The 15110-nt window shown below is 65.2% G+C and carries 14 protein-coding genes; 10 read left to right on the forward strand and 4 right to left on the reverse strand.

What is annotated here, in order from left to right:
* Positions 1-2 precede the first annotated feature (2 nt).
* Both AC07Y9_RS28520 and AC07Y9_RS28525 read left to right on the forward strand, forming a co-directional pair.
* On the forward strand, positions 3-929 hold the full coding sequence (locus tag AC07Y9_RS28520) for a LysR family transcriptional regulator (protein ID WP_087088180.1): 927 nt from the start codon (positions 3-5) through the stop codon (positions 927-929).
* A gap of 288 nt (positions 930-1217) precedes the next feature.
* Complete coding sequence (locus AC07Y9_RS28525) at positions 1218-2639, forward strand: phosphatidylserine decarboxylase family protein (RefSeq protein WP_102680594.1); 1422 nt, start codon at positions 1218-1220, stop codon at positions 2637-2639.
* Between the two features lie 51 nt (positions 2640-2690).
* Here AC07Y9_RS28525 and yghX read toward each other — a convergent pair whose 3' ends face one another.
* Entirely contained in the window at positions 2691-3590 is a 900-nt protein-coding gene (yghX, locus tag AC07Y9_RS28530) for a YghX family hydrolase (RefSeq protein WP_092418456.1), read from the reverse strand.
* Positions 3591-3770: 180 nt separating this feature from the next.
* On the opposite strand from yghX, the gene AC07Y9_RS28535 reads away from it, so the two are divergent.
* The 3 genes from AC07Y9_RS28535 to AC07Y9_RS28545 all read left to right on the forward strand — a co-directional run bounded on the left by AC07Y9_RS28535 (position 3771) and on the right by AC07Y9_RS28545 (position 6903).
* Positions 3771-4559 (forward strand): DeoR/GlpR family DNA-binding transcription regulator, encoded by a 789-nt coding sequence (locus AC07Y9_RS28535; protein ID WP_097136716.1) that lies wholly within the window; start codon positions 3771-3773, stop codon positions 4557-4559.
* A 64-nt stretch (positions 4560-4623) separates the two neighbouring features.
* Positions 4624-5490, forward strand: a complete 867-nt coding sequence (locus tag AC07Y9_RS28540; protein ID WP_102680595.1) for a helix-turn-helix domain-containing protein — start codon at positions 4624-4626, stop codon at positions 5488-5490.
* 153 nt (positions 5491-5643) lie between these two features.
* Positions 5644-6903 carry a DUF1479 domain-containing protein gene (locus AC07Y9_RS28545; RefSeq protein WP_102680622.1) on the forward strand — a complete coding sequence of 420 codons (1260 nt, stop codon included), beginning with the start codon at positions 5644-5646 and terminating at the stop codon, positions 6901-6903.
* 72 nt (positions 6904-6975) lie between these two features.
* Here the strand turns inward: AC07Y9_RS28545 and AC07Y9_RS28550 are convergent, their stop codons facing one another.
* Complete coding sequence (locus AC07Y9_RS28550) at positions 6976-7917, reverse strand: class I SAM-dependent methyltransferase (RefSeq protein WP_102680596.1); 942 nt, start codon at positions 7915-7917, stop codon at positions 6976-6978.
* A 141-nt stretch (positions 7918-8058) separates the two neighbouring features.
* Between AC07Y9_RS28550 and AC07Y9_RS28555 the strand changes: the two genes are divergently transcribed.
* Entirely contained in the window at positions 8059-8190 is a 132-nt protein-coding gene (locus tag AC07Y9_RS28555) for a hypothetical protein (protein WP_256580979.1), read from the forward strand.
* Between the two features lie 267 nt (positions 8191-8457).
* Complete coding sequence (locus AC07Y9_RS28560) at positions 8458-10134, forward strand: MFS transporter (RefSeq protein ID WP_102680597.1); 1677 nt, start codon at positions 8458-8460, stop codon at positions 10132-10134.
* A gap of 69 nt (positions 10135-10203) precedes the next feature.
* Here AC07Y9_RS28560 and AC07Y9_RS28565 read toward each other — a convergent pair whose 3' ends face one another.
* A complete protein-coding gene (locus tag AC07Y9_RS28565) occupies positions 10204-10590 on the reverse strand; it encodes a VOC family protein (RefSeq protein WP_102680598.1) in 387 nt (128 codons plus the stop codon).
* 264 nt (positions 10591-10854) lie between these two features.
* Here AC07Y9_RS28565 and AC07Y9_RS28570 point away from each other — a divergent pair, with 264 nt between their 5' ends.
* Together AC07Y9_RS28570 and AC07Y9_RS28575 are read left to right on the forward strand one after the other, a co-directional pair.
* Entirely contained in the window at positions 10855-11235 is a 381-nt protein-coding gene (locus AC07Y9_RS28570) for a RidA family protein (protein ID WP_053260587.1), read from the forward strand.
* A gap of 118 nt (positions 11236-11353) precedes the next feature.
* Positions 11354-13342 (forward strand): peptidase U32 family protein, encoded by a 1989-nt coding sequence (locus AC07Y9_RS28575; RefSeq protein WP_101337498.1) that lies wholly within the window; start codon positions 11354-11356, stop codon positions 13340-13342.
* A 111-nt stretch (positions 13343-13453) separates the two neighbouring features.
* Here the strand turns inward: AC07Y9_RS28575 and AC07Y9_RS28580 are convergent, their stop codons facing one another.
* Entirely contained in the window at positions 13454-13999 is a 546-nt protein-coding gene (locus tag AC07Y9_RS28580) for a thioesterase family protein (RefSeq protein ID WP_102680599.1), read from the reverse strand.
* Between the two features lie 107 nt (positions 14000-14106).
* On the opposite strand from AC07Y9_RS28580, the gene AC07Y9_RS28585 reads away from it, so the two are divergent.
* Positions 14107-15069: a GlxA family transcriptional regulator gene (locus AC07Y9_RS28585; protein ID WP_102680600.1), complete on the forward strand. Its 963-nt coding sequence runs from the start codon at positions 14107-14109 to the stop codon at positions 15067-15069.
* The last annotated feature ends 41 nt before the right edge of the window (positions 15070-15110 follow it).

Consider the following 15110-nt stretch of genomic DNA (forward strand, 5'->3'; position numbering starts at 1 on the left):
AAATGGACCGTTTTGATGCGATGCAGGCCTTTGCCCGGGTGGTGGAGGCGGGCAGCTTCACCAAGGCCGCCGACACGCTGCACATGAGCAAGACCAGCGTGACGCAACTGGTGCAGCAGCTGGAGGCGCGCCTGCGGGTCAAGTTGCTCAACCGCACCACGCGCCGGGTCCACCTGACCGCCGACGGCGCGGTGTATTACGAGCGTGTGGTGCGCCTGCTGGCCGACCTCGACGATGCCGAGACCAGCCTGTCCAGTGCCTCGGCGCTGCCCAGGGGACGCCTGCGGGTGGATGTGCCCAGCCCGTTGGCGAGCATGATCCTGGTGCCGGCGCTGCCCGGGTTTCACGCCCGCTACCCGGACATCCAGATCGACCTGGGCGTCAGCGACCGCATCGTCGATGTGCTTGGCGAGAACGTGGATTGCGTGGTGCGCGGCGGCGAGTTGACGGACCAGTCGCTGATGGCGCGGCGGGTCGGCGACCTCCAGCTGGGCGTGTATGCGGCGCCCGGCTACCTGGAGCGCCTCGGCGCCCCCGCGCATCCGCGCGAACTGGAGGATTCGTTGCATCGCATCGTCGGGTTTCTTTGGGCGCGCACCGGCAAGGCCTTGCCCTATGCCATGCACGGCCACGGCGAGAGCCTGCAGATCAAGGGCCGCTATGTGCTGGCGGTCGACGATGGCAATGCCTACCTCGCCGCCGGCCTGGCGGGCCTGGGCGTGCTCTGGCTGCCGGACTACATGGCCCGGGCGCATCAGGAACGGGGCGAGCTGGTGCGTCTGTTCGAGGACTGGCGGCTCGAGCCGATGCCGATCTACGTGGCGTTCCCGCCCAACCGGCATATCAGCATCAAGCTGCGGGTGTTTATCGACTGGGTCGCCGAGCTGATGGCCGAACATGCGCCCATCGCCAGCCGAGCAGGGGCGTGAAGCGACCGGTTACATGAACTTTTTTGGGCGCCCCCCAGAAACCCGCCAGAGCAGCTTTACTTGTCCAGGCAAGTCGCGCCTGTAGATGGCCGTTCGGCCGCCGCATTCTGCCCGGGACCGGCATTGCGAGAAGGACACGGAGTGTCGTTCAACCCCGTACAAAACCCTTGTCGCCCCCCTGACATGAACGCCTGTTGGAGCAGTCGTTTGCTGGCCAGTACCTCATCGCGGTCTGGTCGCGCCCGTGCCATCGCAGCCCGGGCGCCGCCTCTTTAAAGGAGTAAAGACATGACTCAGTACGACAAACAGCTCAACAACCCCAAACAGCCGTCGCGCCAGGCACGCCTGGAAAGCACCGGCGCCGAACGCCTGACGCTGGCCAACGCCGGGCCGATCCAGATGGGCTTCTGGGTGCCCAACCGGGTATGGGCCACGGCCAAATTCCTGGTGCCGCTGCGCAACCTGATCGCCGAGAAGAAAAAGGCTGGCACCCTGACCCCGATGCGCACGGAAATCATCGAGTTCAAGACCTGGGTCACCCACAACAGCGTGTACCGCATGTGGGTCAACTCGATGATCGAACAGTCGAACGCCTACGTGGCGACCCTGGACGAGGCGACCAAGGAGCAGATCAAGGACACGGACGGCGATGCGCTGTGGATCGCCGGCTACGACAGCTTCTTCGAGATTCTCAACGAGATCATCAGCACCTCCTCGTCGTTCAACACCACGGCCCAGGTCGGCACGCCGATGAACGCTTTCCTGGCGGTGTCGATGGGCACCGAGGCGGGTGTCGCGCTGTTCCATGACACGACCTTCAACCAGCAGTTCAAGAAGGTCCTCAATGCCTGGAACGCCTTCCTCAAGAGCAGCGCTTCCCTCGACAAGCTGGACATCAACGACCCGGAAAAAGAGGGCTCGTGGATCTCCGCGGCGGCCCACGAGGCCGGGGTCTGGACGCAGATGGAGCATGACCCGAACCTGCCCGGCTACGGCTTCGATTCCTGGAACGCGTTTTTCATCCGCAGGTTCGTGCCCGGCGCGCGGCCGTTCCAGGGTAATCCGCTGACCCAGGTCGATATCGGCTGCGAGACCACGCCCTGGCAGTACGAAAACGATGTGGCGTTCGAGACCGAGTTCTGGATCAAGGACGTCAATTACTCGCTGCTCGATCTGTTCGGCGGCCAGGAGCAGTGGGCCGCGCCGTTCCAGGGTGGGCAGGCTTACCAGGGCTTCCTGTCGGCGACCCACTATCACCGCTGGAACGCCCCGCTCGATGGCAAGCTGGTGCGCTCCTGGGTGCAGCCGGGCACCTATTTCGCCCAGCGTCCGGCCCAGGGCGAAGACGAGGGCACCTGGGAGGGCACCGAGTCGCAGCCGTACCTGGGGCATGTCGCCGCCCGGGCGATCTTTGTCTTCGAGCACCCGACCTGCGGTTATGTCGCGCTGATCTGCATCGGCATGGTCGAGGTCTCGACCTGCGTGATCGAGCCGCCGTTCATCGTCGACCAAGGCGCGGCACCGGTGAACATCACCCGTGGCACCGAGATCGGGCATTTCGAGTTCGGTGGTTCGACCCACATGATGATCTTCCAGAAGGGCCGGGTGCAGTTGGAGGACTGGGCGGTGAACGCGGTCGCGCACCAGAACGACCCGCAACCGACGCCCATGGGCACGGTGATCGCCACGGCGCTGCTGAACAAGGGCTGAGCCGCTGAGTACAAGCGACGGCGCGCTCGCGCCGTCGCCTGCAAACCGCTGTCAGCCGCTGGCCTGGACCAGGTACTTGTGGAACCACGCCAGCGTCCGGTCCCAGGCCAGGGTGGCCGCCGCCTCGTCGTAGCGCGGGGTCGAGTCGTTGTGAAAACCGTGGTTCACCCCGGGGTAGATGTAGGCCTCGTAGGTCTTGCCCGCGGCTTTCAGTGCCTGCTCGTAGGCTGGCCAGCCTTCGTTGATGCGGGTGTCCAGTTCGGCGTAGTGCAGCAGCAGTGGCGCCTGGATCCGCTCGACTTCCGCGCTGTCCGGCTGGCGCCCGTAGAAGGGCACCGCCGCCGCCAGTTCCGGGTAGGCCACGGCCGCGGCATTGGCCACGCCACCGCCATAACAGAAGCCGGTGATGCCGACCTTGCCGGTGCTGGCGTCGTGCTCGAGCAGCCATTCGACGGCGGCGAAAAAGTCGTTCATCAGCTTTTCCGGATTGATCTTCAGTTGCAGCTCGCGGCCCTTGTCGTCGTTGCCGGGGTAGCCGCCGAGGGAGGTCAGGCCGTCGGGGGCCAGGGCGAGGAAACCAGCCTTGGCCAGGCGCCGCGCGACGTCTTCGATATACGGGTTGAGCCCGCGATTTTCATGGGCCACCACCACCGCCGGCAACTTGCCTTCGGCTTTCGCCGGGCGCACCAGATAACCCCGGACCTGTTCGTGGCCCTTGGGCGAGGGGTAGGTGATGTATTCGGCGACGATCGCCGGGTCGGTGAACGACACCTGTTCGGCCAGGGCGTAGTTCGGCGTCAGGGCGGCGAGGGTGGCGCTGGCGGTCAGCCCGACTAGGGTGAAGGCCGCCGCCCGGTCGAGAAACTCGCGGCGGCTGATCTTGCCGTGGGCGTAGTAGTCGTAGAGCTCGAGCAGCTCGGGGGCGAAGTCTTTGGCACTGAGACGTTGCATCGCGCGTTATCTCCTCACTCATGGGCGTCCGGGTGCCACATGACTTGTGGGCGGGACGAATTCGCCCCGGTTGCCTCAGTAAAGCAAGCCTGGGCCCGGGCGGCCAATGCGCAGGGCCGGCGTTGTGTTTGGGCAAAGCCTTGGCTAATCTCGCATAAACACGCAAAAACAGGCATAACCATGCAAAGCCAACATTCCATCGCCGAGTTGCCCCATGTGCGTCGGCAGAAGATCCTGTTGCTGCTCGAACGCGACGGCAAGGTCATGGCGTCCGAGCTGGGCCAGCATTTCGCGGTCTCCGAGGACACCATCCGCCGCGACCTGGCGGAGCTGGCCGATGCCGGGCTGCTGCAACGGGTGCACGGCGGCGCGCTGCCACGGCCCAAGGACACCGGCAAGGATGTGTTCACCCGCCTGGGCGAAAGCAGCGAGGTCAAGCGCCACCTGGCCAGGCTCGGCGCGCAGCGGGTGCAGGAAGGGCAGATCGTGATGTTCGACTCGGGCTCGACCACGCTGCTGATCGCCCAGTCGCTACCTGCCGATATCGGCATCACCGCGGTCACCGCCTCGCCGCTGATCGCCGTCGCCCTGGCCGAATACCCGCGCAGCCAGGTGATTCTCGCCGGCGGCCGGCTCAACCCGGCGACCCTGTCTTCCGGCGGCCACGAGGCGGTACGCCTGATCCAGGGCATCCGTGCCGACCTGCTGTTCACCGGGGTGTGCGCGATTCACCCGGAGGTCGGCATCACCTCGCTGCACTTCGACGAGGTGCCGGTGAAGCAGGCCTTGCTCGACAGTGCTTCCCAGGTCATCGCAGTGACCACCGCCGACAAGCTCGGCGCGGTGGAACCCTTCGCCGTGGCGCCGTGCAATCGCCTGCATACGCTGATCACCGAGCAGCACCTGGCCTCGGGCAGCATCGAGGATTACCGGCGCCTGGGCATCGAGGTGGTGCAGGCGCCGGTGTGACGGCGGGGCCGCTTCAGGGTACTTTCTCTGGCCATGAGCCTCGCCAACAGGACAGCGTGTCGCCATGAAACCGAGCTTCGAGCAGATCCCCACCACGGCCACCGCCTCCTGGTCGATGCTCGATCGGCGCCTGCCCGAGGAAATTCCCTTCGAATGGCACCACCACCCCGAATACGAACTGACCCTGACCCTCAACAGTCGCGGGCAGCGCTATATCAGCGGCGATGTGCGCGCCTATGACGATTGCGACCTGGTGCTGGTGGGGCCGAACGTGCCCCACAGCTGGAGTTCGCAGCAGCGGATCGACCCGCGCCAGCCCCATGTCGCCCTGGTGATCTGGTTTTCCGAAGCCTGGGCGACTGCCCTGGTCGAGCTGTTTGCGGAAATGGCCGGCCTGCGCGCCCTGCTGGCCGCGGCCCGCGGTGCCTTGCAGTTCAGCGGCGAGGCGGCGCGGGAGTCGCGCCCGCTGATCGAGGCCATGGTCGCGCAGGACGAGCCGACGCGCCTGGTGTCGTTGCTGGCCTTGTTGACGCGCCTGAGTCGCGACCGTGGCGCCGAGAAGATCCTGCCGGCCGCCGCCGGCCCGGCGGTGCTTGAGGACGGGCGTCTGCAGCGGGTGCTGGAGCATATTCACGCGCATTACTGCCAAGCGCTGAGCATCGCCGAGCTGGCGCGGATGGCCTGTGTCAGCGTCTCGGCGTTTCACCGGATGTTCCGCCGCCATACCCGGGCGACGCCCCTGGAGTACATCGCCCGCCTGCGCATCGGCCGTGCCTGCGCGCTGCTGGTGCAAGGGCCGCAGACCCCGGTGACTCAGGTTGCCGAGGCCGTGGGCTATGGCTCTCTGGCCCTGTTCAATCGCCAGTTCAAGGCCCGGCAGGGCATGACCCCTTCGGCTTTCCGCCAGCGCCACCGCGCGCATTTCCAGTGACAGCATCCTGCTGCCAGCGGCGCTGGAAACGCCACAATCGTATCGGTCGACGCGCCAAACCCCACTGCCTGCGGCCAGGGCCCTGGGGTTTCATGGCGACAGCGCGGCGCCATGCTCGCGCTTCTCCCGACCCGAACGACACAGGCCATGACCATGAATCCTTACGCTGCCTTCCACTGCCAGACCCTGCCCGACAACTACCGTGAGCACATAGTGCGGATGAAGCGCGCCCTGCGTGCGCGGATCGGCGACGTACAGTCGCTGTTCGCCGAGGTCAGCGCCTTTATCGAGCAGGAGATCGCCTCGATCGACGCCCAGGGCGGCCAGGCCTGGCCGGAGCTGGACTATGCGCAGATCGCCGCGGGCCGGGTCAGCGCCGAACAGCGCGCGGCGATCCACCGGCGCGGTTGCGTGGTGGTGCGCGGGCATTTCGCCCGGGACAGGGTCAGCGCCTGGGACCAGGATCTGCTGGGCTATATGGCGCGCAATGATTTCGAACGGATCTACCGCGGCCCGGTCGACCGCTTCTTCGGCAACCTGGAGGCCTCGCGGCCGCAGATCTTGCCGATCTACTGGTCGCGGGCACAGATGCAGTTGCGCCAGCACGAGCGCATGGCCCGGGTGCAGGTCTTTCTCAATCGGTTGTGGAAGAGCGAGTCCCAGGGCCGGCAATGGTTCGACCCGCAGGTGAATGCGCTGTACCCCGACCGGGTCCGACGCCGGCCGCCGGGCACCCGTTCCGGAGGGCTGGGCCCGCACACCGATTCCGGCGCCCTGGAGCGCTGGCTGCACCCGGCCTACCTGAAGGTCTTCGACAGCCTTTACCGTAATGACTTCGCGGCCTACGACCCCTGGGACGCGGCGCATCGCACCGAGGTCAACGAGTACGCTTACCGCGACACGGTGACGTGCTCGGTGTTCAGGACCTTCCAGGGCTGGACCGCGCTGTCGGACATGCGTGCCGACCAGGGCGTGCTGCACTGCGTGCCGATTCCCAAGGCCATGGCCTACCTGCTGTTGCGCCCGTTGCTCGACGACGTGCCGGAAGATGAATTGTGCGGCGTGGCGCCGGGCCAGGTGTTGCCGGTTTCCCGGCAATGGCACCCGCTGTTGATGCAGGCCTTGCGGCCGATCCCCGAGGTGCGCGCCGGCGATTCGGTGTGGTGGCATTGCGACCTGGTCCACAGCGTGGCCGCCGTGGAAAACCAGCAGGGCTGGGGCAATGTGATGTACGTGCCGGCGGCGCCCATGTGCGCGAAAAACCAGGCTTACGCCAAGGCGGTGTATGGCGCTTTCGAGCGGGGCGTATCGCCGCCGGACTTTCCCCGGGAAGACTATGAAAGCACCTGGCAGGGCCGGTTCGGCCCCGAGGAACTCAACGCTATCGGCCGGCGCGGCCTGGGGCTGGAGTGACCCCCCCGGGCTGCCGGTGCTCAGGCCGAGGGCGGTGGTGTCTGCTGAGGGGCCGGGCGAGGGATGCCGGGCTTATTCGACCCGGCGGAATACCAGCGCCTTCAAGCCGCTCTCGATATCGCTGTCGGGAAACTCCGGCGGGTTGTCCAGGCGTTGCTCGAAGAGCAGGCCCGGGGCTTCGCGGGTGACGCCGTCGATCAGGAAGTCCGAGCCAACGGCCGGGTCGTTCATGCAGGCCAGCACGCAGCCGTCGGCCGTGAGCAATTCCGGCAGGCGTCGCAGCACCCGGGCGTAGTCCTTGGTCAGCAGGAAGCTGCCTTTCTGGAACGAAGGCGGGTCGATGATCACCAGGTCGTAGGGCCCGCTACTTTTCACCTTGCTCCAGGACTTGAACAGGTCGTGGCCGAGAAAGCTCACCCGGCTCAGGTCGTGGCCGTTGAGCCGGTGGTTGTCGCGGCCACGGCTCAGGGCCGCGCGCGACATGTCGAGGTTGACCACATGGGTCGCGCCGCCTTCGATGGCCGCCACCGAGAAGCCGCAGGTGTAGGCGAACAGGTTCAGCACGCGCTTGCCCCGGGCATTGGCGCGCACCCAGTTGCGGCCGTAGCGCATGTCGAGAAACAGGCCGTTGTTCTGCTTCTGGCCCAGGTCCACCCGATAGCGCAGGCCTTCCTCGACCAGGGTCCATTCATCGATAGGCTCGCCCACCAGCCAGTCCACCGGGCTTTGCAGCTGATAACGGTGTTGCAGCAGCAGGGTGTGGGCGCCACAGGCCTGCCACTCCGGCGAGGTGCTGATCGCCAGCAGCAATTGCTTGAGCGCCTCCAGCTGCTGCGGCTCCGGCTCCTTGAACAGCGCCACCAGCACCACGCCCTGCAGCCAGTCCACGGTTACTTGCTCCAGCCCCGGCCAGCAACGCCCGCGGCCATGGAACAGGCGCCGGGTTTCCGCCGGAGCGCAGGCCAGGGCTGTCAGCAGGTGATGGTGCAGGATGGAGAGGGCGTCGGAGTTCATCGCAGGGGCCAGCAGCGGAAAAGGGCGGGCATTTTAAACACAAATGCCGCGTGGGGAACGCGGCAAGTCAGTGGCCTGCACCCGTGCCGATGGCCGGGGGTTATGTCGAGCGGGGCTGCCGATCAGGTGTGGAACAGGGCGATGGCAAAGGAAACCACGATCATGCAGGCGACCGCAAAATTGATATTCATGACGTACTTGTCCGACGGTATTGAAGGTGGCGCCATTCTGAAGGCATCGCTGGAAAATGAAAAATCCGCTTTCATGATTTGAATGATCGACGGCAGTGATGGTTGACGGCGGCGTGGCAGGAGGGCCGCCAGGCGGCGGGCGAGTGGATATCTGCACGAAGCTGATTATGCTTCAGGGAAACCTGGCAGCGATGCGAGGCCGTCAGCCTGTTTCCATGCTTTGTGCAATCCGTAGTTCGATGAGCTTCAGTTCAATGAGCTTCAGTTCGATGACATCAGCCCAGGGCCTGGGTGCGGCAAGGGTAGTAAGGCACTCCGGCCTATAACAAGAACAAGACGGAGAACCCTCATGCCGGCAATCGACAGTACAACCACGGGCAGCACGCCCAACCGCGGGATCACCCGGGAGGAGCGCAAGGTCATTTTCGCTTCGTCCCTGGGCACCGTATTCGAGTGGTACGACTTCTACCTTTACGGCTCGCTAGCCGCGATCATCGCCAAGCATTTCTTTGCTGGCGTCAACGAGACCACCTCCTTCATCTTCGCCCTCCTGGCATTCGCCGCGGGCTTTGCCGTGCGGCCGTTCGGCGCGATCGTGTTCGGCCGCCTGGGCGACATGATCGGGCGCAAGCACACCTTCCTCATCACCATCGTGATCATGGGTGTCTCCACCGCTGTGGTCGGCCTGCTGCCCAGCTATACGACCATCGGTGTGGCAGCGCCGATCATCCTGATCAGCCTGCGCCTGCTGCAAGGCCTGGCCCTGGGCGGCGAGTATGGCGGCGCGGCGACCTATGTGGCCGAGCACGCCCCCAAGGGCAAGCGCGGCTACTTCACGTCGTGGATCCAGACCACGGCGACCCTGGGCCTGTTCCTGTCGCTGCTGGTGATCCTCGCCTGCCGCACGATCCTCGGCACCGAAGCCTTCGAGGCCTGGGGCTGGCGGATTCCCTTCCTGCTGTCGATCCTGCTGCTGATCGTCTCGGTGTACATCCGCCTGCAACTGAGCGAGTCGCCGGTGTTCCAGAAGATGAAGGCCGAAGGCAAGTCGTCCAAGGCGCCGCTGACCGAGTCCTTCGCCCGCTGGGACAACCTCAAGATCGTGATCATGGCGCTGCTCGGCGGCACCGCCGGCCAGGCGGTGGTCTGGTACACCGGGCAGTTCTACGCGCTGTTCTTCCTGCTGCAGACGCTCAAGATCGACCCGCAGACCGCCAACCTGCTGATCGCCGGCTCGCTGCTGATCGGCACGCCGTTCTTCATCCTGTTCGGCAGCCTGTCGGACCGCATCGGGCGCAAGGGCATCATCATGGCCGGCTGCGTCCTCGCGGCGCTGACCTACTTTCCGATCTTCCATGCGCTGACCCAATACGGTAACCCCGACGTCTTCAGCGCCCAGGAGCGCAACCCGGTCACGGTGATCGCCGATCCCGCCCAGTGCTCGTTCCAGTTTGACCCGGTGGGCAAGGCCAAATTCACCAGTTCCTGCGACCTGGCCAAGAGCGTGCTGGCGAAGAAAGCCATCCCTTACGCGAACGAGAAGGCCGAGCCGGGCGCCGTGGCGCAGATCCGGATCGGCGACAAGGTGCTGGCGAGCTTCGAAGGCACCGGCATGCCGGCCGCCGACTTCAAGGCGCAGAACGATGCCTTCGTCGCCACCCTGGGTACTGCCCTCAAGGACGCCGGCTACCCCGAGAAGGCCGATCCGGCCAAGACCAACTATCCGGCGGTGCTGGCATTGCTGACCCTGCTGGTGATCTACGTGACCATGGTCTACGGCCCGATCGCCGCCTGGCTGGTGGAGCTGTTCCCGGCGCGCATCCGCTACACCTCGATGTCGCTGCCGTATCACATCGGCAACGGCTGGTTCGGCGGCTTCCTGCCGACGGTGGCGTTCGCCATGGTGGCGGCCACCGGGGACATCTACTACGGGCTCTGGTACCCGATCGTCATCGCGGTGATGACGGCGATCCTGGGCACCTTGTTCCTGCCGGAAACCAAGGATCGGGACATTCACCACGCTTGAAAGTCTTCGCCCGTCCTCTCCCGCAAGGGAGAGGACCCGTTTGTTTTCAGCTCGCCGCGCCGGGGCTGTTCAGTTCTGCTGGACGATCTGGATCAGGTTGCCGCACGTATCGTCGAAGACCGCGAGGGTCACCGGGCCGGCAACTGTCGGCGCTCGGGTGAACTGCACGCCCAAGGTGCTCAGCCGGGCATATTCGGCGTGTACATCCTCGACCCCGAAGAAAGTGAAGGGGATGCCATCGCGTTTCAGTGCCGAGGTGAATGGCTTGGCGGCCGGGTGAGCGTCGGGCTCCAGCAGCAATTCGACGCCGTCGGGGTCGCCGGGGGAGGTCAGCGTCAGCCAGCGATGCTCGTCCATGGCGATGTCGTGCTTGAGCTGAAAACCCAGCACGTCCCGGTAGAAGGCCAGGGCCTTGGCCTGGTCGTCGACGACCACGCTGGTGATCACGATCTTCATGGGGTTTTTCCTCCGTATTTGATGTGCCGGTGGCAGCAGGGCCGGGTTGCCGCAAGCCGTCAATACCGGCCGACGATAAATACCTGGCAGGAATAATAGCCGGGCAGCCGCGGTGTCCACGCCCTGGAGGGCGACCGGCTGTCCTGTGAGCGAAGCGGGGTACTGGCAGCCCGGCAGGCTGCCGGGTTTTCCCGCCGATTCCCGCACGACCCGGCGCCGGGGCTGTAAACTGGCGCCCTTTATCCCCTCGAACAAGAGAGCCCCATGGCCAACCACGATATCGATTTCATTCCCGATCCCGACGCGGATTCCATCTCCTCCGACGTTGCCGGTTTCGCCGGCATCCTGGTCTCCACCCAGATCCCCACCCGCGCCGACGGCAGCCTGGAGCTGGGCGACATCACTGCGCAGAGCGAGTGCACCCTGCAGGCGCTCAAGGTGGCCCTGGAAAAGGCCGGCAGCTCAATGGACCGGGTCCTGCACCTGACCATCTACCTCACCGACATGGCCGAGCGCGCGGCGTTCAACGCGGTCTACCAGCGCTTCTTCGCCAAGCCCTGGCCGGTGCGCGCCGCTGTTGGCGTGGCGTCCCTGGCGGTCGAAGGCATGCGCGTGGAAGTCACCGCGATGGCGGCCAAGGGCTGAGTTTGCGGCGTTATCCGGTGGTGCCGCTCGGCGAGTGGGCGCCACCGGGCAGTACACGGGTGCCGGTCAGGCGTTTCGCCGCTACAATGCGCGCCTCGACGAGCCTGACTAAAAAAATATGTCCTTGCCCAAGCATCACCTGGAATTGCTCAGCCCTGCCCGCGATGTCGCCATCGCCCGCGAGGCCATCCTGCATGGCGCCGACGCCGTGTACATCGGCGGCCCGAGCTTCGGTGCGCGCCACAACGCCTGCAACGAAGTGAGCGAAATCGCCGAGCTGGTGGAGTTCGCCCGCCGTTACCACGCGCGGATCTTCACCACCATCAACACCATCCTCCACGACAACGAGCTGGAGCCGGCACGCAAGCTGATCCACCAGCTGTACGACGCGGGCGTCGATGCGTTGATCGTCCAGGACCTGGGCGTGATGGAGCTGGACATTCCGCCGATCGAGCTGCACGCCAGCACCCAGACCGATATCCGCACCCTGGCCCGGGCCAAGTTCCTCGACCAGGCCGGCTTCTCGCAACTGGTCCTGGCCCGCGAGCTGAACCTGCAGGAAATCCGCGCCATCGCCGACGAGACCGACGCGGCGATCGAGTTCTTCATCCATGGCGCGCTGTGCGTGGCCTTCTCCGGCCAGTGCAACATCTCCCATGCGCAGACCGGCCGCAGCGCCAACCGTGGCGACTGCTCCCAGGCCTGCCGCCTGCCGTACACCCTCAAGGATGAAAAGGGCGGTGTGATCGCCTACGAGAAGCACCTGCTGTCGATGAAGGACAACAACCAGAGCGCCAACATCCGCGCCCTGGTGGAAGCCGGCGTGCGTTCGTTCAAGATCGAAGGGCGCTACAAGGACATGGGCTATGTGAAGAACATCACTGCCTATTACCGCCAGCGCCTGGACGATGTGCTCGAAGACCGTATCGACCTGGCCCGCGCTTCCAGCGGCCGCACCGCGCACTTCTTCCTGCCCGACCCGGAAAAGACTTTCCACCGCGGCAGCACCGATTATTTCGTTACCGATCGCAAGATCGACATCGGCGCCTTCGACTCGCCGACCTTTACCGGCCTGCCGGTGGGCGTGGTCGAGAAAGTCGCCAAGCGCGACCTGCACGTGGTGACCCATGAGCCGTTGTCCAACGGTGACGGCCTCAACGTGCTGGTCAAGCGCGAAGTGGTGGGTTTCCGCGCCAACATCGCCGAGCCCAAGGGCGAGTTCGAAGAGGACGGCGAGAAGCGCTATCGCTATCGCGTCGAGCCCAACGAGATGCCGGAAGGCCTGTACAAGCTGCGGCCGAACCACCCGCTGAACCGCAACCTCGATCACAACTGGCAGCAGGCCCTGCAGAAGACTTCGTCCGAGCGTCGCGTGGCCCTGAGCTGGGTCGCTCGCCTGCGCGAAGAACAGCTGGAAGTGACCGCGACCAGCGAAGAAGGCATCAGCGCCAGCGTGACCCTGGACGGCCCGTTCGGCGTCGCCAACAAGCCGGAGCAGGCGCTGGAACAACTGCGCGACCTGCTCGGCCAGCTCGGCACCACGCAGTACCACGCCATCGACATCAAGCTCGATGCGCCGCAGGCTTACTTCATCCCCAACTCCCAGCTCAAGGCCTTGCGCCGCGAAGTGATCGAAGCCTTGACCGCCGCGCGGGTTGCCGCTCACCCGCGTGGCAGCCGCAAGGCCGAGACCACGCCGCCACCGGTGTACCCGGAGTCGCACCTGTCGTTCCTGGCCAACGTGTACAACCAGAAGGCCCGCGACTTCTACCATCGCCATGGGGTGAAGCTGATCGATGCGGCCTACGAGGCCCACGAAGAGGCCGGCGAAGTGCCGGTGATGATCACCAAGCACTGCCTGCGTTTCTCCTTCAACCTGTGCCCGAAACAGGCCAAGGGCGTCACCGGCGTGCGCACCAAGGTCGCGCCGATGCAGCTGATTCACGGTGACGAAGTGCTGACCCTGAAGTTCGACTGCAAGCCGTGCGAGATGCACATCATCGGCAAGATGAAAGGCCACATCCTCAACATGCCGCAACCGGGCAGCGTGGTCGGCCACATCAGCCCCGAAGACCTGCTCAAGACCATCCCCCGCGCTCCGCACTGAGTGGCGGGCGCGGCGCCATCACGGCGTCGCGCTCGTTCAAGCGCTGGCTGTCGCGCATCAACGCCATTGTCGACTGGGTCGGCAATGGCGTTGTTGTTTCTGCGAACTGCCTTAACGCGCTGGATCTTCCTCGGCGCGCAACTGAACGCTCATGTCGTCGCAGCTTTGCGACCAGTCTTGCAGCCACTGTGGCAACTCGGGAGAGGTGTCCACGCCCAGTTCGTGGACGAACTCGCCGGGAGCAATCGTGCCTTTGGCCGAGCGGAACAGCCCGCGCATCACCACCACGCCGATCACCCGGCCTTTGCTCACGAAGCGGTGTTCCATAAAGCTCCATTTCTCGTCCCAGCCAAGGATCCGGCTGTGGATCTCGAAGGCTTCGAACAGCTTCAGTTCACGGCGGAACTTGCCCCACACATCGCCAACGATCGGCACGGCCCTGTGGCGCAGGGCCACGCGGTAGGCGCCGCTGCGCAGGACAAAATCCATGCGCCCGAGGTCGGCCAGGGTGAAGTAGCGGCCATTGGTGACGTGGCGGTTGAGGTCGAGGTCGAGCGGCCAGACGCGCATGCGCACCACGGTGGTGGCCAGGCCTGCGACCGGCTTGCGCCACGGACGACGAAACAGCATGAGCAGCATGCGGAACCAGAGATTCATGAGTACACCGATGATGGAAAAGGATGGCTGCACTCTAGGGAAGAAGAATCGGCTAAGGTAGGTGCGCAAATGACATTTTTCATGCGAAAAGCGCAACGGAATCCACTATGCACGTCACCTTGCTCCTGGCCGATCACTGTTCCGCCGCCAGCGCCACCCTGGCCCTGGAAGTGCTGAGCGCCGCCAACCTGTTCGCCGACAGCGCCAGCGCGCCGTTCGAGGTGGTGGTCGCCTCGCTGGATGGCTCCGATGTCAGCGCCTGGGGCGGGCAAGCGCTGCGGGTGCAGCGCTCGGTGGCCGAGATCGCCCATACCGATCTGGTGCTGATCCCCGGTTTTCTCTTCACCCTGAAGGAGGCCTTGCCGGCATTTGCCAGGCATGGGCCCTGGTTGCGGCAACAGCACTCCCGGGGCGCGGTGCTGGCCTCGATGTGCACCGCCACCTTCCTGCTGGCCGAAGCCGGCCTATTGAAGGGCACCCGCGCCACTACCCACTGGGCCTTCGCCGAGCTGTTCCGGCGGCGTTATGCCGGGGTCGAGCTGGACGAGGGGCAGCTCCTCTGCGAGGACGATCGCCTGATCACTAGCGGCGGCGCGAGCGCGGCCATGGACCTGCTGCTGCATTTGGTGCGGCGTTTCGCCTCCCTGGAGCTGGCGCAGAAGTGCGGCAAGTACCTGCTGATCGACAAGGTGCGCAGCGAGCAGTCGGTCTATGTCATGTGGTCGCTGCCCAAGAGCCATGGCGATGGCGAGATCCTGCGGGTGCAGGACTGGCTGGAGGAACACTTCGACCAGCCACTGCTGATCGACGATACGGCCCGGCGCTTCGGCTTTGGCGTGCGGAACTTCAAGCGCCGCTTCAAGGACGCCACCGGCTACACGCCCCTGGCCTATCTGCAGACCCTGCGCCTGGAGAAAGCCAAGGAGCTGCTGGAGTCCACGCGCATGACCCTGGACAGCATCACCTACAAAGTGGGCTACGAAGACAGCAACTCGTTTCGCCGGCTATTCCAGCAACGGGTCGGCTTGTTGCCGGCGGCGTATCGCAAGAAGTTCCAGGCGGCTGGCTGAGTGCCGATGACCAGCGCCGGCCAGCGCAAAAAAAACGGGCA

Source organism: Pseudomonas sp. GW456-L12, assembly GCF_059424045.1.

Coding starts and splice junctions, on each gene's coding strand:
- AC07Y9_RS28520 (WP_087088180.1), top strand. CDS start 3: ATGGACCGTTTTGATGCGATGCAGGCCTTTGCCCGGGTGGTGGAGGCG.
- AC07Y9_RS28570 (WP_053260587.1), top strand. CDS start 10,855: ATGGCCAACCACGATATCGATTTCATTCCCGATCCCGACGCGGATTCC.
- AC07Y9_RS28550 (WP_102680596.1), bottom strand. CDS start 7,917: ATGAACTCCGACGCCCTCTCCATCCTGCACCATCACCTGCTGACAGCC.
- AC07Y9_RS28545 (WP_102680622.1), top strand. CDS start 5,644: ATGAATCCTTACGCTGCCTTCCACTGCCAGACCCTGCCCGACAACTAC.
- AC07Y9_RS28540 (WP_102680595.1), top strand. CDS start 4,624: ATGAAACCGAGCTTCGAGCAGATCCCCACCACGGCCACCGCCTCCTGG.
- AC07Y9_RS28535 (WP_097136716.1), top strand. CDS start 3,771: ATGCAAAGCCAACATTCCATCGCCGAGTTGCCCCATGTGCGTCGGCAG.
- AC07Y9_RS28585 (WP_102680600.1), top strand. CDS start 14,107: ATGCACGTCACCTTGCTCCTGGCCGATCACTGTTCCGCCGCCAGCGCC.
- AC07Y9_RS28565 (WP_102680598.1), bottom strand. CDS start 10,590: ATGAAGATCGTGATCACCAGCGTGGTCGTCGACGACCAGGCCAAGGCC.
- AC07Y9_RS28580 (WP_102680599.1), bottom strand. CDS start 13,999: ATGAATCTCTGGTTCCGCATGCTGCTCATGCTGTTTCGTCGTCCGTGG.
- AC07Y9_RS28555 (WP_256580979.1), top strand. CDS start 8,059: ATGGCAAAGGAAACCACGATCATGCAGGCGACCGCAAAATTGATATTC.
- yghX (WP_092418456.1), bottom strand. CDS start 3,590: ATGCAACGTCTCAGTGCCAAAGACTTCGCCCCCGAGCTGCTCGAGCTC.
- AC07Y9_RS28525 (WP_102680594.1), top strand. CDS start 1,218: ATGACTCAGTACGACAAACAGCTCAACAACCCCAAACAGCCGTCGCGC.
- AC07Y9_RS28575 (WP_101337498.1), top strand. CDS start 11,354: ATGTCCTTGCCCAAGCATCACCTGGAATTGCTCAGCCCTGCCCGCGAT.
- AC07Y9_RS28560 (WP_102680597.1), top strand. CDS start 8,458: ATGCCGGCAATCGACAGTACAACCACGGGCAGCACGCCCAACCGCGGG.